We start from the raw sequence: 17,768 nt of genomic DNA, 5'->3' as shown, positions 1-17,768 counted from the left end.
TACCGGTACCGCTGGGGCCGCCGAGTGAAAAAGGTGGCCCATCAACCAAGAGGGGCCGAGCGGGCGAGACGTTCCCGCGGGTTTGGAAAGTTCCGGCTAGTACCGCTGATCGCTCTCTGTGCGTGATGACCCAGCGACACTGAGAATTACTTCCACAATTCTCAGCTGTGGCGGGGAACACCTCCGGGTGGACGCGACTCTTTCCATGCACACCGACCGTGACGATCGAGGAGTGCGCATCCATGCCCGATGTTTCCGAACTGGCGGCGGACCTGCTGCCGGAACCTTCAGCGCCACTCGGCGTTCTCGCCGAGTACGCCGCCGGACGCCATGGCGAGACCCCGTTCCTTTCCGACACCCCGTGGGCGCTCACGGACCGTCCTGTCCGGACGTTCGCGGAGTTCGCCGCCGCCATCGAGGAGCTGGCCGACCGGCTGTGGGCGGCGGGCGTGCGGCGCACCGACACGGTCGCGATCGTGCAGCGCAACCACATCGAGGTCGAGGCCGCCATGCTGGCGCTGGCCAGGATCGGCGCGCTGCCCGTGCTGCTTTCGTCCATGATGGAGGTCGGCGAGCTGCTGGAGTCGGTGGCCAAATTGGACTCGCCGACCGTGCTCGTCGACGACTTCGGGCTCGCGCGGCTGGGCGCCTCCCGGCATGCGTTGTCCCACTTGGCTTCGCGGGTGCTGACCTGGTCCGCGAACGCTCCTCAGTGGACGATCGGACTCGGTGACAGGGAAGCGCACCTGGCGAGCCCGCGTGAGGCGTCCGAGCCGTTCGTGGTGACGCATTCCTCGGGCACCACCGGCGGGCCGAAGCTCGCCGCGCACTCGGCGCGCTCGCTGTTCGGCATGGTCGCGCCGATGATCCTGATCCTCAAGACGCAATACTCCAAAAAGGACCTCAACGCCAAGCACCTGTCGTTCGTGCACGCCCGCACCTGTGCGGGAACGCTGGCGAGCCTCGAAACGGCCATCCCGATGCTGTCGCTGTGCGACCCGGATCCGGCCAGCGTCAAGGAACAGCTGCTGCTGCACAAGCCGACCTCGCTCGAGACCCACCCGAACATCTTCATCCACTGGGAGCGCCTCACCGAAGACCCCGACCGGCCGTTCGCCAGCGTGCAGCGGTTCATCTCCACCTTCGACGCGATGCACCCAAGGACCGTGCGCACGCTGCTCGGCGCGTCGGACGACCCCGGCGCGCACTACCTCCAGGCATACGGCCAGACCGAATCGGGGCCGATCAGCCTGCGGATCGTCGGCCGCGCCGACGCGGGCGGCTACTCGCCGCGCAACGTCGGCTTCCCCGGTGGGCCGATCCGGATCCGCGTGGTCGACGAGGCGGGCGCCGAGGTCCCGGCTGGCGAGACCGGCTACATCGAGACCCGGTCGCCCGGCCGGATGCTCGGCTACCTCGGTGGTGACGACCCGATGATCCCGGCCGACGCCTGGTGGCCGATGGGCGACATCGGCCGCGTCGGCGCCGACGGCTCGCTGGAGCTGCTCGACCGGATCGTCGAACACGTCGAGGGCACGGAAAGCCTGCTGGAGCGCGAAGACCAGCTGCTGGACCGGCTGCCGGAGCTGGTCGAACTGGTGCTGGTGAAGACCGAGTCCGGCGACGGCGTGTTCGCCGTGGCCTGCGTGCGCGCCGGCGAGGAATGCACGGCCGAGCGCTTCCAGGACGCCGCGAAGGAGGTCGGCCTCGGCGCGATCCCGGTGCGTTTCTGGGACTGGGAGGCGCTGCCGCTGACCGGCTCGTACAAGGTCCGCCGCGGCGTGCTCCGCCAGCGGCTCGGCCGCCGCATGGAGAAGTCCGCCCCGCGACAGGTGAAGGGATCGGCTCGATGACACACCTCTGGGATCTCATCCGGCGCGCGCTGCGCCCCGACACGGCGCTGCACCTGCCCGGCGAAGGCCGCTCGGTGCCCGCGGTCGAACTGATCACCGGCGCCGAGTCCACCGCGGCAGGCATCGTCGCCGAGCTGGGCGGCACCCAGCCGAAGAGGCTGGGATTGCTGGCTGACAACGGCGAACCCTGGGTGCGCGGACTGTTCGCGACTTTCCGGCTCGACGCCGCGGTCGTGCCCCTGCCGTTGCCGGCGGCCTTCGCCGGGCCGGACGCCTACGTCGGGCACCTGGCGAGGATCGCCCGTGACGCGGAACTCGACGCGATACTGGTCAACCCCGGTTTCGCGCGGCGTACGGTCGACCGCCTCGCCCAGGCGCTGCCGGGCATCGCGCTCATCGACATCACCGAGGCGGGCGACCGCCAGGCGCTCCCGCCGAGCGACTACCGGGGCGGCGACGCCGAGGCCGTCATCCAGTACACCTCCGGCAGCACCTCGCACCCGAAGGGCGTGGTGCTGAGCCACGACAACGTGGCGGCCGGGCTCGCGACGATCAACGACGCGATCCAGTGGCTGCCGGAGGACGTGCTCGGCCTGTGGCTGCCGCTGTTCCACGACATGGGCCTGTTCTCGCTGCTCAGCTCGTTCGTGCGCGGCTCGGCCGTCTGCCTCTGGTCGCCGTCGGAGTTCGTGCGGCGCCCGATGAAGTGGCTCGGCTCGTTCGCCGCCTCACCCGCGACCGCGCTGCCCGCGCCGAACTTCTTCTACGACTACCTGGTCGCCGCGGCGGCGAAGCAGGGTGTCCCCGACGGGCTCGACCTGTCCGGCTGGCGGCTCGGCAGCAACGGCGCGGAACCCGTGCAGCGGCGCACGATCGAGGCCTTCGCCGAGATGTTCGGCCCGTACGGCGCCCGCCCCGAGCTGATCTGCCCGACCTACGGCATGGCCGAAGCGACCCTGATGGTGAGCTACTCGGGCACCGGCACCCAGGCCAGGATCCTCGACGTCGACCGCGACCAGCTCGACGTCGGCAGGCCGATTCAGCTTGCCGCGCAAGGGAAAGAGCGCACCCGCGCGGTCGTCTCCTGTGGACCGGCGGCCGGCTCGGTCAGGTTCCGCACGGCCGAAGAGGACGGCACCCCGCTGGCCGACGACGTGGTCGGCGAGATCCAGATCACCGGCCCGCCGGTGACCCGCGGCTACCTCGGCCTCCCGCCGGAGCGGCAGCCGTTCACCCCCGACGGCTGGCTGCGCACCGGGGACCTCGGCTTCGTGCACGACGGCGAGCTGTACGTCGTCGGCCGCAGCAAGGACATGATCGTGGTGCGCGGCCAGAACTACTACGCCGAGGACGTCGAGGAGATCGTCCGCACGACACCGGGCGTCAACGGCCGCCGCGGCGCCGCGTTCGCCTGGGCCGACGGCGAGGAAGAGCGCATGGCCGTGCTCTGGGAGACCAGCGCCGACCCCGCCGAGTCGGCCGCCATCGGCGCCGCGATCTGCGAGCGGCTCGCCGCCAGGCTCGGCCTGCTCGCCGTCCAGGTGGTGCCGGTCGCGCCGAGCACCATCCCGTTCACCAGCTCCGGAAAGGTCAAGCGCACCAGCGCGATCGAGCTCTGCCGCAAGACCGGCCTGCTCGACACGGCCGGCTCCGTCACCCGTATCCCGGAAGGACTTTCCCGATGACCGACCAGGCCACCACGACCGTGTCCGAAGCCCAGCTCGAAAGCGGCCTCGCCGTCGTCCGCCGCGCGCTGTCCGAGCAGGCGGGAGCCAGCCCCGAGAGCATCGACCTCGACAAGCCGCTGTCCGCGATCCCCGGCATCGAGTCGGTGAAGGCACTGCGCGCGATCACCCAGATCGAGGACGAGTTCGACGTGGTGATCCCCGACGACTTCCTGTTCGAGTCGGCCACGGTCCGCGAGTTCGCGGCCTACCTGGCCGGGCTGGTGGCGGAAAGAGGGCAGGCATGAGCACCGCCGTGGCACCGGGCTTGCTGACCGGCGCGATCGGCAGGTTCGTCCAGGTGCCCCGTGACGTGGCGCGGTACGAGACCGATGTCCGTACCGCGGCGAGCGCGCTGCGCACCGCGCCGGAGGACATCGCCGCGCTGGCGGCGGCCGGACTGTCGCATGTGGACGATCCGGTCCGCGGGCCGCTGTTCGACTACGACGACATCATGAACACGGGCATGTTCTCCGGCACCGGGCAGACCGTGCCGGAACTGGGCCTGCGGTTCCTGATGCGGTTCGCCGCCTCGCCCAAGGAGAGCTGGTACTCGCCGAAGGACTGGCTCGTCGGCGTCGCGCCCGCGGCCCGGCTCGACGGTATCGACGACGGGGACACACCGACCGTGCGGGTCCGGGTGCCGGACCTGGCCGCCGAAGGCGTCGAAGCGTTGCCGCTCAACGACTCCGCACACACGCCGCCGTACGCGGACGAGATCCAGGACCGGCCGTACCACGTCGCCGTCCGGCTCACCGGAGCCGCGCGGACCGTGCGTGACCGGCGGGTCATCGGGGTCTGGACGGACATCGTGGACGCGCTCACCGCGGGCGTGGTCACCTACCAGACCGTGCCCGAGGTGCTGCGCGCCGACCACCGGCGTGCGTGGCGGCTCGGCATGGCCGACTGCATCGTCGCCGCGAAGCTGCTCGCCGAACACCTGACCACGCTGGGGCTCAACGCGAGGGTCCGCCGCGGCTATCTGCTCGGGCTGTTCGGCAGCGACCACGCGTGGTGCGAGCTGGAGGAGGACGGCGTCTGGAAGCCGCTCGACCCGGTTTTCGCTTTTGTGGGCGCGAAAGGCGACCCGGCGCGTGGCGTGGCCAAGTCGCCGGAGTTCGCCGCCGCGTGCTTTGGCGGCCGCTTCAACCGGCTGCTGCCGTGCGTGGGCGAGGACGCGGCCCCGCTCGTCTACTTCGACGAGGACGCGGCGCCCTACTGGAGCATGGTCGGGATCAGCGCGAAGCCTTGGCGGCGCTCATGAATGCGCGCGCCGTCGTCAGGGCATGCCTTGACCTGCCTCAGCTGCTCGATCGGATCGGCGACACCGACGACCTCGTCACGCATGGCGTGAACTCCGGCGAGATCGTGCGGATCGCGCTGAAGTGCGAGGAGCACCTCGGCCGGATGCTCACCGACGACGAGCTGGCCGAACTGTCCACTGTGCACGCCATCGGACTGCTCATCGGAGGTGAACACTTTGTGGCTCAACCAGATACTGCGGCGTAACGCGGTCCGCCGCCCGGACGCGATCGCGCTGGCGGACGTCCGTCGCGAAGTCACCTGGAGGGACTTCGAACGGGAAGTGTCCGCGCTGGCCGCCTCGCTGAAGACCAAGGCGGCGCCGGGGGACCGGGTCGCGATGGTCTCGGACAACCGGTTGGAGATGATCGAGGCCTACTTCGCCTGCGCGGCGGCCGGAGTGGTCGCGGTTCCGGTCAACCCGGCGCTGGCCGATCCGGAGATCGAGTACATCCTCGGCTCGGTCGACCCGGCCGCCGCGGTCGGTGACGAGACGGGCCGCCGCAGGCTCGCCGCCGTGCGCCCCGGCCTGCCGGTCATCGCGCTAGACGAGCCGTTCGGAGAAGCCGCGCCGGTGGCGGCGAACGCGGACACTTCCGTGCCGGTGGCGATCCTGCACACCTCGGCGACGACCGGGAAACCCAAGGGTGTCGTCGTCGACGAGCGCTCGTTCCAGGCGAACGCGCTGTCCTGGCTGGCCGACGTCGGGGTGCCGGACGGCACGGTGTTCCTCAACGCCTGCCCGCTTTTCCACGGCAGCATGGTCATCGCGCTCGACTACCTGGCGGCGGGCACGACGGTGTACGTGCTCGACAAGTTCACCCCGCAAGGCTGCCTGCGCGCGCTCGAAGCCCGGCGGGTCACGCACGCGTTCCTCGTCCCGTCGATGGTCCGGCTACTGCTCGATTGCCGTGGCCTCGCGGACACGGATCTGGGGACCCTGCGGCTGCTGCTGCACGGGGCCGCGCCGATGCCCGACGCGCTCGCGGCCGAGGCGACCGCGCGGCTCGGCGTCGCGCTCCAGACGATCTACGGCATCACCGAAGGCGGCGGGCCGGTCGTGACGCTGCGGCCCGACGACAAGCCGGGCCAGCCGCCGTCACCCGGCGCGGTGTGCGCGGGCACGCCGATGCTCGGCACCGCCGTGCGGATCGAGGGCGCGGCCGGACCGGGGGAGATCGGCGAGATCCAGCTCGCGGGCGACGGGCTGATGCACGGATACTGGGGCAACGAGGCCGCGACGGCCGAGGTGCTCGATGGCGGCTGGCTCAATACCCGTGACCTGGGCTGTTTCGACGAAGAAGGCCACCTCTGGATCGTCGACCGCCGCAACGACCTCATCCTGCGCGGCGGCCAGAACGTCTACCCGGCCGAGATCGAGCACGTGCTGCGCCAGGCGGACTGGGTCGCCGACGTCGCCGTGGTGCCCGCCGCGTCCGAGACCTGGGGGCAGACCCCGGTCGCCTTCGTCGCGCCGCTGCCGGGGCGCGAGTTCGACGAGGCCGGGCTCATCGGGCTCTGCGTGCGCGGGCTCGCGGGCTACAAGCGGCCGAGCCGGTTCATCCCCATCACCGAAATCCCCCGCAGCGCGGCGGGGAAGATTCTGCGCCCACGGCTGCGTGCGGCCGCCGAAGGAGACTTGAAGTGACCGAAATCGACTACACCGACCCGGCGACCCTGCGTGAGCTGGCAGGCGACTGGGAGATGCCGCTCAACGGCACGGCGTTGTTCCAGTGGGACTACGACTCGACGCACGACAAGATGCTGCGGCTGTACCTGCAGGGCAAGACCCGGCAGTGGGACATGGACGAGCGGCTCGACTGGAGCCACGAGGTCGACCCCGAAGACCCGCTCGGCATGCCGGACGACTTCATCTCGATCGCCGGCTCCGACTTCTGGAACCGTTTGCCGGAAAAGGAAAAGATCATCGTCCGGCAGCACAGCGCCGGCTGGCTGTACTCGCAGTTCCTGCATTCCGAGCAGTTCGCGCTGATCGGCGTCGGCAAGGTGTGCGCCGCGGCGGAGAGCATCGAGTCGAAGATGTTCGGCGCCACCCAGCTGATGGACGAGGCACGCCACGTCGAGGGGTTCAACCGGTTCATCAAGACCAAGATCGGCATCCGGTACCCGCTGTCGTCGACGCTGGCCTCGCTGTTCCAGCACGTGATGGCCGACTCGCGCTGGGACTTCGGCGTGCTGGCCGCGCACGCGCTGGTGGAGAACATGGGGCTCGCCACCTTCGGCGTGCACCGCGAGCGGATGAAGGACCCGCTGGCCAGGGCGTTCAGCGCGTACGTCGCCCGCGACGAGGCACGGCACGTCGCGTTCGGCAGGCTGCTGCTGCGCGACTACTACCCGCAGCTGACCTCGGCCGAGATCGCCGAGCGCGAGGAGTTCGTGCTGGAGGGCTGCTGGGCGCTGCGCGAGCGGTACGTCGACGACGACGTGTGGACCCGGCTCGGTTACGACGAGGAATGCTTCAAGGCGGCCAAGCGCTCGCCCGCGAAGCGGGAGTTCCGGCGGCTCGTGTTCATGCGGATCGTGCCCGGCCTCAAGGACATCGGGCTGCTCGGACCCCGTGTCCAGGAAGGGCTCGCGAAGATGGGCGTGCTCGGGTTCAAGGAGATCGACGACGACGCGGTGCTCAAGCGCGACGAGGTCGCGGCCGAGCGTCTCGCCGACCTGGAACTCGCCGAGCGCAAGCACGAGGTCCAGCAGATCATGAAGCTCGGCGCCGCCGAGCCCGGCGAGCGGGAGGCCGGATGACCTCGGTCGCCGAGCTCACCAAGACCCAGCGTTACCTCGACGGGCTGATCGCCGGGACGGTCCCGTCGCCGCCGGTGGTCGAGCGGCTGCTGCTGCCGGACGCGACCGAGTGGTCGCCCGGCTCGCTCACCGCGCTGGTCGAGCTGACCGACGAGGTCACGCTCACCCCTGGCGTGGTGTTCGGCGGCTACATCGGTTGTCTCGTCGACCATTTCGCCGGGCTGGTGATGATGACTGTACTGCCGGACGAGCTGACGTTCCTCACCTCGGAGATCACCATCTCGTTCCGGGCGCCGCTGCGGCCGGGGCCCGCACGGGTGGAGGCGACCGTGCGGAGGTTCGGGCGCCGTCAGGCCTATGTGGACATCGAGTTCCACCAGGACGGCGTCCGCACCGGATCGGCGTCGGTCGAGCAGATCCTGCGTAAGGTCTCGTAACTTTCTCGTTTACTGGGGGTAGTTTTCGTCATGCGTATTCGCTGTGCCCTGGAACGGGAGCACGAGGAATTCCGGCTCGCGTTCCGTGAATTCGTGGAACGGGAGATAGTGCCTTTCCACGCGGAATGGGAGAAGAACGGGATCGTCGACCGCGCGGTGTGGAGCGCGGCGGGAAAGCAGGGTTTCCTCGGTTTCGACGTGCCCGAGGAATACGGCGGGCTCGGCGTCGCCGATTTCCGGTACAACATGATCCTGTCGGAGGAGATCGTCAGGGTCGGCGCGACCGGGATCGGGTTCGCGCTCCACAACGACGTGGTCGCGCCCTACCTGCTGCGGCTGGCCGACGCCGACCAGAAACGCCGCTGGCTGCCCGGGTTCTGCACGGGGGACACGATCACCGCGCTGGCGATGACCGAGCCGGACGCGGGCAGTGACGTCCAGGCGCTGCGCACCACGGCGGTGCGCGACGGCGACGAGTACGTGCTCACCGGGACGAAGACGTTCATCACCAACGGGATCAACGCCGATCTCGTGATCGTCGCCGCCAAGACCGGGTCCAGGGGGATCAGCCTGCTGGTGGTCGAACGCGGGATGCCGGGCTTCGAGCGCGGGCGCAAGCTCGACAAGATCGGGATGGCCGCGCAGGACACCGCGGAGCTGTTCTTCGACGACGTGCGGGTGCCCGCGGCGAACCTGCTCGGCAAGCCGGGCCGCGGTTTCCTCGCGCTGTCGGACAATCTGCCGCAGGAACGGCTGGGCATCGCCGCCTACGCGGTCGCCGGCGCGGAGACCGCGTTCGCGCACACCCTGGAGCACTGCCGCACCAGGACCGCGTTCGGCAGCCCGATCGGCTCGTTCCAGCACGTGCGGTTCGAACTCGCGGAAATGCTGACCGAGATCGAAGTGGCGCGTAATTACGTCGACAACTGCGTGCTCGCGCTCAACGCCGGTGAACTCGACGAGGTCACCGCCGCGAAGGCGAAATGGTGGGCGACGAACACGCAGAAGACCGTGCTCGACCGGTGCGTCCAATTGCACGGCGGCTACGGGTTCATGCGGGAATTCCCGGTGGCCAAGGCGTTCGTCGACAACCGGGTGCACCCCATTTACGGCGGCACCAACGAAATCATGAAGGAAATCATCGGCCGGTCGCTCGGGGTCTGACCGGCGCGTGTGGAGGGAGAAGAAGCTCATGTTCCACCGACCCGCGCCTGGTTCCGCCCGCGACAGCTGGCTGACCACAGGCGGTGTCCTGGTGACCCGGACGACCGCGGAGACCACCATCTCCTCGGTCCGTGTCTCGCTGCCCCGGGTGCTCGACCGCCGCCGTGGCATGGTGATGACCTGCGGCGTCGCGGGTGATGACCGCTATCACCCGCTCGACGTGGGGTACATCGACCCGCCGCTGGAGATCACCGCCAGCGGCAGGCGGGTCACCGCCACCGCGCTCAACGACCGAGGCCGCCTGCTGTTGCGTGCCGTGATCGTCGCCTGGCACGGCATTCTCGACGAGTTCGCCTGCGACGAGGACTCGGTACGCGGGGTGGTGCCGGAGCCGGCGCGGGACCTCTGCGAGGAGCGGCGGACCCGGCGGCACACCGTCTTCACCGCGCTGCGCGCGCTCGTCGAGTACTTCGCCGGTCCGGCCGACCCGTACTTCGGGCTGTACGGCGCGTTCGGCTACGACCTGGTGTTCCAGTTCGACGATGTGCCGCGCCACCAGGACCGCGAGGCGGGCGACCGCGACCTGGTGCTGCACCTGCCCGACCGGATCGACGTCCACGACCGGGCCGCCGGCACGGCCGTGCGGCACAGCTACGAGTTCGAGATCGATGGGATCCGCACCACCGGCATGCGCCGCGAGACCGAGACGCTGCTGCTCTCGCCAGGACGCGAGCCCGAGTCGGCGCGCGACCACGCGGAAGGGGAGTACGCGGACCTGGTCCGGCTGGCGCAGGCCAAGTTCAAGGCGGGTGATCTTTTCGAAGTCGTGCCAGGCCAATGCTTCCGGCGGGCCGCGACCGCGAAGCCGTCGCGGATGTTCGAGCGGCTGCGCGAGCGCAATCCCGCGCCGTACGGGCTGCTCGCGAACCTCGGCGACGGCGAGCACCTGGTGAGCGCGTCGCCGGAGATGTACGTGCGGGTGGACCGCCACGGGCAGGTCGAGAGCTGCCCGATCTCGGGGACCATCGCGCGTGGCCGGGACGCGCTCGAGGACGCCGACCGGATCAAGCTGCTGCTCAACTCCGCCAAGGAGGAGTCGGAGCTGACCATGTGCACCGACGTCGACCGCAACGACAAGGCGCGGGTGTGCGAGCCGGGCAGCGTGCGGGTGCTCAAGCGGCGGCAGATCGAAATGTATTCGACGCTGATCCACACTTCGGACCACGTGGCGGGCACGCTCAAGCCCGACCGTGACGCGCTGGACGCGTTCCTCACCCACGCGTGGGCGGTCACCGTCACCGGCGCGCCGAAACATGCGGCGATCGCGTTCATCGAAGAGCACGAGCGCAGCCAGCGGCGCTGGTACGGCGGCGCTTTCGGCCGGATCTGCTTCGACGGGACGCTGGAGACCGCGCTCACCCTGCGCACGATCCAGCTGCGCGACGGCGTCGCGACCATCCGGGCGGGCGCGACCCTGCTGCACGACTCCGAGCCGGACGCCGAGGAACGCGAAACCGAGCTCAAGGCGCTCGCGCTGCTCGACGCCGTCGAGCGCGAGGACGTCGAAGCCGAGGTGCTCGAGTTCCCGGTGAAGGCCGAGAGCAGGCAGCTGGTGCTGCTCGTCGACCACGAGGACTCGTTCGTGCAGACGCTCGCCGACTATTTCCGGCAGGCGGGCGCCGAGGTCATCACCTACCGGCACGGCTTCGGCGCCGAGCTGCTCGACGAACTCGAACCCGACCTGCTCGTGCTCTCGCCGGGACCGGGCAGGCCCGCCGATTTCGAGATCGACGGCGTGCTGTCGGAGGCGCTGATCCGGCGCATCCCGGTGTTCGGGGTTTGCCTGGGGTTACAGGGAATCGTCGAGTACTTCGGCGGTGACCTCGCCGAACTGCCCGCTCCCGCGCACGGCAAGCCGGCCAGGATCGAGCTGACCGGCGGCCGGGACGGCCTCTTCCACGGGCTGCCCCGCACCTTCGAAGCGGGCCGCTATCACTCGCTGCACGCCGACGACGTCAGCCTGCCCGGCTGCCTGGAGGTCACCGCACGGACCGGCGACGGGCTCGTCATGGCCGTCGAGCACCGGTCGCTGCCGATCGCGGCCGTGCAGTTCCACCCGGAGTCGATCTTGACGCAGCAGGCGGGCCGGGGGCACTCGATCATCGCGAACGCGCTCACCCGGCTGGCCGGGGACAGCGCCTGGGGACAAGGGGGCGTCCATGTGGCTCACACAACTGCTGGCGCGTAACGAGCAGTGCTTCCCCGGCCGCGTCGCCGTCATCGACGACGACCGCCGGGTGACCTGGCGTGAACTCGCCCGTCGCGTGCACAACCTCGCGGGCGGGCTGGCCAAGTGCGGGGTGCGGCGCGGTGACCGGGTCGCCGTGCTCTCCGGTGATCGTGCCGAGGTCGTGGAGGCGTACTTCGCGCTCGGCAGGCTCGGCGCGGTGGTCGTGCCGCTGACCGCAGGCGAATTCGCCGCGGCGGCAAGGAAAGCGCAGCTCGCCGCGGTGCTCGGCGAGCAGGCGCTGCTCGCCGGGATCGGCGAGTCCGGCCCGGCGTTCCGGCTCGCGTTCGAGGATCCGCTGTTCGGCGAACTCGCCGAGCTGAGCCATGACGGGACGCTGCCCGAGGTTGCGGCCGACGACCTCGCCGCGATCCTGTACGGCTCGGTGCACGCGAAGGGCGTGGTCGTCGATCATCGGTCCATTAAGGACATAGCGCTCGGCTGGTTGGCGGTCGCCGAGCCGTCGAAGGCGATGGTGTTCGCCAGCTGCCGCCCGCTCTCGCATGGCAGTGTGGTGCTGAGCCTGGCGTACCTCGCGGCGGGTGCGACGCTCGTGCTGGCGGGCGGCGCCGACGCGGACCAGGTGATCACCAAGCTCGCCGAGCACTCGGCGACGCACGTCTGGCTGACGCCGCGGCAGCTGACCGAGCTGCTGCACGCGGGCGCGTTCCACGACGGCACGCTGCCGAGGCTGAGCGAGGTCGTCTACGGCGGGGCGCCCATGCCTGTCGAGGTGTATCGGCAGGTGGCGACCAGGTTCCACGGCCGGTTCCGGCAGGTGTACGGCACGGCCGAGGCGGGCGGCCCGGTCGCCACGCTCGGGCCGTCCGAGCACCCGGTCGTCGACGCGTTCGCGCCGCCGCTGCCCGAGGCCTTGCCGGTCGGCCGGGTCATCCCCGGCATGTCGGCACGCTTCGTGGACGCCGACGGCGTCACGCTGCCGCCGGGATCCGCCGGTGAGCTGTGCGTGCGCGGTGACGGCGCGATGCGCGGGTACTGGAACGACCCGGCGGCCACGGCCGAGGCGACGCTCGACGGCTGGGTGCGCACCGGCGACTTCGGCCATGTCGACGAAGCCGGTTACCTGTACCTGGGAGGGCCGCCATGCTGACGCTCGACCTGGCGGCGCCTCGGGTGGATGGTGCCGGATTCTGTTTCACCGCAACCGATTCGGCTGCTCATCCTGGCGAGGTCGAGTTGGCCGCGACGCTGCCGTCCGCCCGCCGCGGCGACTTCCTGCTCGGCAGGGCCGCGCTGCGCTCGGCGCTGACCGAGATCGGGGTCAGCGCCGGGCCGATCGGTTTCGACGGGCGCAAGCCGCGCCTGCCGGACGGGGTGGTCGCGTCGATCAGCCACTCCGGCGGGCGGGCGGTCGCACTGGCCGGACCGCGCGCTCGGTTCGCGACGGTGGGCGTCGACTTCGAGACGGTCCCGCTGCCACCGGCCGCCGCGCGCTACGTGCTCGGACCGTCCGAACTGGACTGGGTCTTCGCGGACGACCTGCTGGCCGAGGCGTTTTCGGCCAAGGAAGCCGTTTTCAAGGCCGCCGCGCTGCTGGACGGCGGCGAGCTGCAGCGGCTCAAGGACATCATGCTGTGCCCCGGCGAGGCCGGGTTCACCGCCTTCATCCGGACCAGGCCGGGGCTGGCACTGCCGGTGCGCGTCCGCCGCTATGGCACCGCGGTGCTCGCCTGGACCGCACTCCATTCGACTCTTTCCGATGCGGGGGACCGATGATCCAAGATCTGCGAGCGCGTGAGAGTACACAGTGGACTCCCGCGTCTTGGCGCGAGTTCCCGGCCGCGCAGCAGCCGGACTGGCCGGACGAGGACCACGTCCGCCGGGTCGGCGCCGAGCTGGCCGCGCTGCCGCCGCTGGTCACCGCGCCCGAGGTGTACGCGCTGCGGCGCGCGCTCTGCCGGGTCGCGCACGCCGGCGGGTTCGTCGTGCAGGCGGGCGACTGCGCGGAAACCTTCGCCGCCCCGGATTTCGTGGGCACGGCCGCGAAGGTGCGGCTGCTGCACGACGCCGCGAAACGGCTGCACGACGAGCTCAAGGTGCCGGTCGTGCCGATCGGCCGGATCGCCGGCCAGTACGGCAAGCCGCGGTCCTCGCCGACCGAACGGGTCGGTGACCAGGTGCTGCCTTCGTTCCGCGGCGAGATCGTCAACGGCAGGGAACCGACCGCCGCCGCGCGGACCCCGGACCCGGCCCGGATGCGGCTGGCGTATCAGCACTCCGCCGAAGTATTCGGAATCCTGCGCGAGCTCGCCGCGGCGGGGCTCGCGTTGTCCGGGCGATGGGGCTCCGAAACGCCCGCGGTGTGGACGAGTCACGAGGCACTCGTGCTCGACTACGAGGAGCCCATGGTCCGCTTCGACGAGGAGACCGGCGCTTGGCTGCTGACGTCCACCCACCTGCCGTGGATCGGCGCGCGCACGTGCGAGCCGGACGGCGCGCACGTGCGCTTCCTCGCCGGGGTCGCCAATCCGGTCGGGCTGAAGGTCGGGCCCGGCTGCACGCCCGGGCGGCTCGAAGAGCTGTGCGCGCGGCTCGATCCGGACCGTCAGCCCGGCCGCCTGGTGCTGATCGCGCGGATGGGCGCGGGCGTGGTGGGGGAGCGGCTGCCGGAGCTGGTCCGCGCCGTCGCCGCGAGCGGGCACCCCGTCGTCTGGATGTCCGACCCGATGCACGGCAACACCCGCGCCGCCGGTCCGCTCAAGACCAGGCGGATCGGCGATGTCCTCGCCGAGCTGGCCGGGTTCACCGCCGCCGTGCGCGGCGCCGGCGGCTGGCCGGGCGGCCTGCACCTGGAGGCCACGCCGGAGGACGTGACGGAGTGCGTCGGCGGGCGTGATCCGGTCGTCGAGGCCGACCTGCCGCTGCGGTACCGGACGGCCTGCGATCCCCGGCTGAACGGGGACCAGGCCGACGAGGTCGTCGCGGCCATGGCGGCACTGTGCGCGCGGCGGCGGCCATGAGCGCCATCTGCGTCATCGGGCTCGGCCCGCGCGGGCTCTCGGTGCTGGAACGCTTGTGCGCCAACGCTTCCGGGCTGCTGACCGACGAGCTGGTGATCCACCTGGTCGACCCGTCGATCGGGCACGGCGGCCAGGTGTGGCGCACCGGCCAGCATCCCGACCTGCTGATGAACACGGTCACCTCGCAGGTGACGCTGTTCGGCGACGCGTCCGTCGAGTGCGACGGCCCGATCGTGCCGGGACCGAGCCTGTACGAGTGGGCCCAGTTCAGCTCGCTGCTCGGCCCGTTCGACCGCATGCCCCAGCATTTGCAGGAAGAGGCGCGCAGGCTCGGGCCGGACTCGTACCCGTCACGCGCGTTCTATGGCCAGTACCTGACCTGGGTGCTGGACCGGCTGGTCAAGACCGTGCCCGCGGGAGTCCGCATCGTGACGCACCCGGTGCGCGCGGTCGACGTCGCCGACGAACCGGGCGGACGGCAGCTGGTCGTGCTCGCGGACGGGGAACGGCTGCACGACCTCGACGCCGTGGTGCTGGCGCTGGGACACACGGCGTCGGAGTTGACCGAGGAGGAGACCCGGCTGTCCGCGCACGCGGCGCGTCACGGCCTGACCTATCTGCCGCCCGCCAATCCGGCCGACGCGGACCTGAGCGCGATCGGCCCCGGCGAGCCGGTCGTGCTGCGGGGAATGGGCCTCAACTTCTTCGACTACCTGGCGTTGTTCACCACCGGGCGCGGCGGTGAGTTCGTCAGGGGACGCGACGGGCGGCTGACGTATCAGGCCTCCGGGCGCGAGCCGGTGCTGATCACCGGGTCGCGGCGCGGCGTGCCGTATCACGCGCGGGGCGAGAACCAGAAGGGCGCGTTCGGCAGGCATGTCCCGCTGTTCCTGACCGAGGCGGTGATCGCGGCACTGCGGGCCCGCGCCGACCGGGGCTCGCCGGTCGACTTCGCCGCCGACCTCTGGCCGCTGATCGACCGCGAGGTCAAGGCCGTCTATTACCAGGCCGTGATCACCGCGCGGGCGTGTTCCTGCGACGCCGTCCGGTTCCTGCGCGAGTTCTCCGCGCTTCCGGTGCGGCGCCGGGGAAATCCGCTCGCCGCGTGGCCGGATCCCGACGAGAACGCGCTGCTGTCCCGGTTCGGCGTCCGCGAGTGCGACCGGTGGGACTGGGCACGCATCGCGCGTCCGGGCGCCGAGCGGTTCGCGAGCGCGGCCGAGCATCGAGCCTGGCTGCTGGAGTATCTGCGCGAAGACGTGCGCGCGGCCAAACAGGGCAACGTCACGGGCCCGGTCAAGGCCGCGCTGGACGTGCTGCGGGACCTGCGCAACGAGATCAGGCTGGTGGTCGACCACGGCAGGCTCAGCGGTGACTCGTACCGCGACGACCTGCAGGGTTGGTACACGCCGTTGAACGCGTTCCTGTCGATCGGCCCGCCCGCCGAGCGGATCGAGCAGCTGATCGCGCTGATCGAAGCCGGGCTGGTCACGGTGACCGGTCCCGGCCTGCGGGTGGAGTGCGGCGACGGCGCGTTCGTCGCCCGCTCGGCCGGCGTGCCGGGGGAGCACATGGCGGCGGTGCTGATCGAGGCGCGGCTACCGGAGCCGGATCTGCGCGCCACCAAGGATCCGCTGCTCGCGGCGCTGTACGCGCGCGGCGCGTGCACCACGCATCGGATACCCACCAAGGGCGGCGGCTGGTACCGGACCGGCGGGGTCGCGGTGACCGGCCGTCCGTATCACCTGGTGGACAGCCACGGCCTGGCCCATCCGCGCCGGTTCGCGTTCGGCGTGCCGACCGAGACGGTGCACTGGGTGACCGCCGCCGGGATCCGGCCGGGCGTGAACTCGGTGATCATCGCCGACGCCGATGCCATCGCCAGGGCCGGTCTGCTCGCCGCCGCCCGGCGGCCCGTCCGCTCGCTGACCGCGTCATGACCGGCCTGCTCGCGCCCGGCTGGGCGGGCACCGACCCGCTGCCGGACAGCGCCTGGGTCCGGGCGATGCTCGACGTCGAAGCCGCGCTCGCCCGGGCGCAGGCGAAGCTCGGCGTCATCCCGGCCGAGGCTGCGTCGGCCATCGCGCGGGTGGCGGGCGAGGCCGAGCTGGACCTCGCCGGGCTGGTCGACGGCGTGCACGAGACCGCGAACCCGGTGGTGTGGCTGGTTTCCCAGTTCACCGCCGCGGTCTCGGCAGTCGACCCGGAGGCGGCCGAGTACGTGCACCGGGGCGGCACCAGCCAGGACATCCTCGATTCGGCGGCGATGCTGATCTGCGCGCGGGTGCTGCGCCGGGTCGACGCCGACCTGGTGCGCACCGCGAGCGCGCTGGCCGGGCTGGTCGAAGCCCACCTCAGCACGCCGATGGCGGGCCGGACGTTGACCCAGCACGCGGTCCCGACGACGTTCGGGCTGAAGGCCGCCGGGTGGCTCAGCCTGGTGCTGGACGCCCGCGACCGGCTCGCGGCCGTCGATCCGCCCGTGTCGCTGGGCGGGGCGGGCGGAACCCTGTCCGCGTACGCCGAGTACGGGGCCGACCCGGTGGCGCTGACCGAGGCCTTCGCCGCCGAACTGGGGCTCGCCGTCCCGCCGATCCCGTGGCACGCACTGCGTACGCCGATCGCGGACATCGCGTCGGCGCTGGCGTTCACCTCGGTGGCACTGGGCAAGCTGGCCGCCGACGTCCTGGTGCTCACCCGCACCGAGATCGCCGAGGTCGCGGAGCCCGCGGTGCGGGGTCGCGGCGCGTCCTCGGCCATGCCGCAGAAGCGAAATCCGGTGCTGGCGACGGCGATCGCCACCGCCGCCAGGCAGGTTCCGCCGTACGCGCTGGTGCTCACACAGGCGGTGGTCGCCGAGGACGAACGCCCGGCGGGCGCGTGGCACGCCGAATGGCAGCCGCTGCGCGAGTCGCTGCGCCTGGTCGCGGGCGCCGCGGCCAACGCGGCCGAACTCACGGGCGGGCTGACCGTCGACCCGGCGGCCATGCTCGCCAACCTCCGGCTCACCGGCGGGGCGGTTGTCTCCGAACGGCTCAGCGCCCGGCTCGCGCCGATACTCGGCAAAGCGGCCGCGAAACGGCTGCTCACCGAGGTTTCCCAGACCTCGGGCGACTTCGAGTCGGCGCTCCGGCAGGCCGCCGGCGTACAACTGGACTTCGACGACCTGCTCGACCCGGCGCGGTATCTCGGCGCCGCGCCCGCGCTGGCGCGGCGGGTGCTGGCCCGCTACCGGCGGATGTACTGAAACAGGA

General features: G+C 71.2%; 15 protein-coding genes. All 15 read left to right on the top strand.

Going from position 1 to position 17,768, the window contains the following annotated elements:
- Window positions 1-242: 242 nt before the first annotated feature.
- From BLV57_RS07370 to BLV57_RS07300, 15 genes are read left to right on the top strand one after another with little or no spacing between them, the layout of a single operon-like run.
- Window positions 243-1,853 carry a class I adenylate-forming enzyme family protein gene (locus BLV57_RS07370; protein WP_091287730.1) on the top strand — a complete coding sequence of 537 codons (1,611 nt, stop codon included), beginning with the start codon at window positions 243-245 and terminating at the stop codon, window positions 1,851-1,853.
- A complete protein-coding gene (locus BLV57_RS07365) occupies window positions 1,850-3,538 on the top strand; it encodes an AMP-binding protein (protein WP_091287729.1) in 1,689 nt (562 codons plus the stop codon). Before BLV57_RS07370 ends, BLV57_RS07365 begins: the two co-directional genes overlap by 4 nt.
- The gene (locus BLV57_RS07360) at window positions 3,535-3,825 is read left to right on the top strand and encodes an acyl carrier protein (protein ID WP_091287728.1); all 291 of its coding nucleotides are present in this window, start codon (window positions 3,535-3,537) and stop codon (window positions 3,823-3,825) included. The genes BLV57_RS07365 and BLV57_RS07360 overlap by 4 nt, the downstream gene beginning before the upstream one ends.
- Complete coding sequence (locus BLV57_RS07355) at window positions 3,822-4,841, top strand: transglutaminase-like domain-containing protein (protein WP_091287727.1); 1,020 nt, start codon at window positions 3,822-3,824, stop codon at window positions 4,839-4,841. Before BLV57_RS07360 ends, BLV57_RS07355 begins: the two co-directional genes overlap by 4 nt.
- Complete coding sequence (locus tag BLV57_RS44385; RefSeq protein WP_143047002.1) at window positions 4,838-5,086, top strand: acyl carrier protein; 249 nt, start codon at window positions 4,838-4,840, stop codon at window positions 5,084-5,086. Before BLV57_RS07355 ends, BLV57_RS44385 begins: the two co-directional genes overlap by 4 nt.
- The gene (locus tag BLV57_RS07345; protein WP_143047001.1) at window positions 5,058-6,527 is read left to right on the top strand and encodes a class I adenylate-forming enzyme family protein; all 1,470 of its coding nucleotides are present in this window, start codon (window positions 5,058-5,060) and stop codon (window positions 6,525-6,527) included. The genes BLV57_RS44385 and BLV57_RS07345 overlap by 29 nt, the downstream gene beginning before the upstream one ends.
- Entirely contained in the window at window positions 6,524-7,645 is a 1,122-nt protein-coding gene (locus tag BLV57_RS07340; protein WP_218134648.1) for a ferritin-like domain-containing protein, read from the top strand. The genes BLV57_RS07345 and BLV57_RS07340 overlap by 4 nt, the downstream gene beginning before the upstream one ends.
- Window positions 7,642-8,082: a PaaI family thioesterase gene (locus BLV57_RS07335; RefSeq protein ID WP_091287724.1), complete on the top strand. Its 441-nt coding sequence runs from the start codon at window positions 7,642-7,644 to the stop codon at window positions 8,080-8,082. The genes BLV57_RS07340 and BLV57_RS07335 overlap by 4 nt, the downstream gene beginning before the upstream one ends.
- 30 nt (window positions 8,083-8,112) lie before the next feature.
- Window positions 8,113-9,246 (top strand): acyl-CoA dehydrogenase family protein, encoded by a 1,134-nt coding sequence (locus BLV57_RS07330; RefSeq protein ID WP_091287723.1) that lies wholly within the window; start codon window positions 8,113-8,115, stop codon window positions 9,244-9,246.
- A gap of 28 nt (window positions 9,247-9,274) precedes the next feature.
- The gene (locus BLV57_RS07325) at window positions 9,275-11,494 is read left to right on the top strand and encodes an anthranilate synthase component I (protein WP_091287944.1); all 2,220 of its coding nucleotides are present in this window, start codon (window positions 9,275-9,277) and stop codon (window positions 11,492-11,494) included.
- Window positions 11,466-12,644, top strand: coding sequence for a class I adenylate-forming enzyme family protein (locus BLV57_RS07320; RefSeq protein WP_091287722.1), 1,179 nt, complete (start codon window positions 11,466-11,468; stop codon window positions 12,642-12,644). Before BLV57_RS07325 ends, BLV57_RS07320 begins: the two co-directional genes overlap by 29 nt.
- Complete coding sequence (locus tag BLV57_RS07315; protein ID WP_091287721.1) at window positions 12,638-13,270, top strand: 4'-phosphopantetheinyl transferase family protein; 633 nt, start codon at window positions 12,638-12,640, stop codon at window positions 13,268-13,270. Before BLV57_RS07320 ends, BLV57_RS07315 begins: the two co-directional genes overlap by 7 nt.
- The gene (locus tag BLV57_RS07310; protein ID WP_091287720.1) at window positions 13,267-14,514 is read left to right on the top strand and encodes a 3-deoxy-7-phosphoheptulonate synthase; all 1,248 of its coding nucleotides are present in this window, start codon (window positions 13,267-13,269) and stop codon (window positions 14,512-14,514) included. Before BLV57_RS07315 ends, BLV57_RS07310 begins: the two co-directional genes overlap by 4 nt.
- Window positions 14,511-16,454: an FAD/NAD(P)-binding protein gene (locus BLV57_RS07305; protein WP_143047000.1), complete on the top strand. Its 1,944-nt coding sequence runs from the start codon at window positions 14,511-14,513 to the stop codon at window positions 16,452-16,454. Before BLV57_RS07310 ends, BLV57_RS07305 begins: the two co-directional genes overlap by 4 nt.
- The gene (locus BLV57_RS07300; RefSeq protein ID WP_091287718.1) at window positions 16,451-17,761 is read left to right on the top strand and encodes a class-II fumarase/aspartase family protein; all 1,311 of its coding nucleotides are present in this window, start codon (window positions 16,451-16,453) and stop codon (window positions 17,759-17,761) included. Before BLV57_RS07305 ends, BLV57_RS07300 begins: the two co-directional genes overlap by 4 nt.
- The last annotated feature ends 7 nt before the right edge of the window (window positions 17,762-17,768 follow it).

The sequence above is a fragment of the Amycolatopsis xylanica genome (assembly GCF_900107045.1).
Lineage (GTDB): Bacteria > Actinomycetota > Actinomycetes > Mycobacteriales > Pseudonocardiaceae > Amycolatopsis > Amycolatopsis xylanica.
Note: the sequence above shows the minus strand (reverse complement) of the source record. Positions and strands in the feature narration are given on the sequence as shown.

Excerpts from the sequence above, each read along its gene's own strand:
- BLV57_RS07370 (WP_091287730.1), top strand. The coding sequence starts at position 243 with ATGCCCGATGTTTCCGAACTGGCGGCGGACCTGCTGCCGGAACCTTCA.
- BLV57_RS07365 (WP_091287729.1), top strand. The coding sequence starts at position 1,850 with ATGACACACCTCTGGGATCTCATCCGGCGCGCGCTGCGCCCCGACACG.
- BLV57_RS07360 (WP_091287728.1), top strand. The coding sequence starts at position 3,535 with ATGACCGACCAGGCCACCACGACCGTGTCCGAAGCCCAGCTCGAAAGC.
- BLV57_RS07355 (WP_091287727.1), top strand. The coding sequence starts at position 3,822 with ATGAGCACCGCCGTGGCACCGGGCTTGCTGACCGGCGCGATCGGCAGG.
- BLV57_RS44385 (WP_143047002.1), top strand. The coding sequence starts at position 4,838 with ATGAATGCGCGCGCCGTCGTCAGGGCATGCCTTGACCTGCCTCAGCTG.
- BLV57_RS07335 (WP_091287724.1), top strand. The coding sequence starts at position 7,642 with ATGACCTCGGTCGCCGAGCTCACCAAGACCCAGCGTTACCTCGACGGG.
- BLV57_RS07330 (WP_091287723.1), top strand. The coding sequence starts at position 8,113 with ATGCGTATTCGCTGTGCCCTGGAACGGGAGCACGAGGAATTCCGGCTC.
- BLV57_RS07325 (WP_091287944.1), top strand. The coding sequence starts at position 9,275 with ATGTTCCACCGACCCGCGCCTGGTTCCGCCCGCGACAGCTGGCTGACC.
- BLV57_RS07320 (WP_091287722.1), top strand. The coding sequence starts at position 11,466 with ATGTGGCTCACACAACTGCTGGCGCGTAACGAGCAGTGCTTCCCCGGC.
- BLV57_RS07315 (WP_091287721.1), top strand. The coding sequence starts at position 12,638 with ATGCTGACGCTCGACCTGGCGGCGCCTCGGGTGGATGGTGCCGGATTC.
- BLV57_RS07310 (WP_091287720.1), top strand. The coding sequence starts at position 13,267 with ATGATCCAAGATCTGCGAGCGCGTGAGAGTACACAGTGGACTCCCGCG.
- BLV57_RS07305 (WP_143047000.1), top strand. The coding sequence starts at position 14,511 with ATGAGCGCCATCTGCGTCATCGGGCTCGGCCCGCGCGGGCTCTCGGTG.
- BLV57_RS07300 (WP_091287718.1), top strand. The coding sequence starts at position 16,451 with ATGACCGGCCTGCTCGCGCCCGGCTGGGCGGGCACCGACCCGCTGCCG.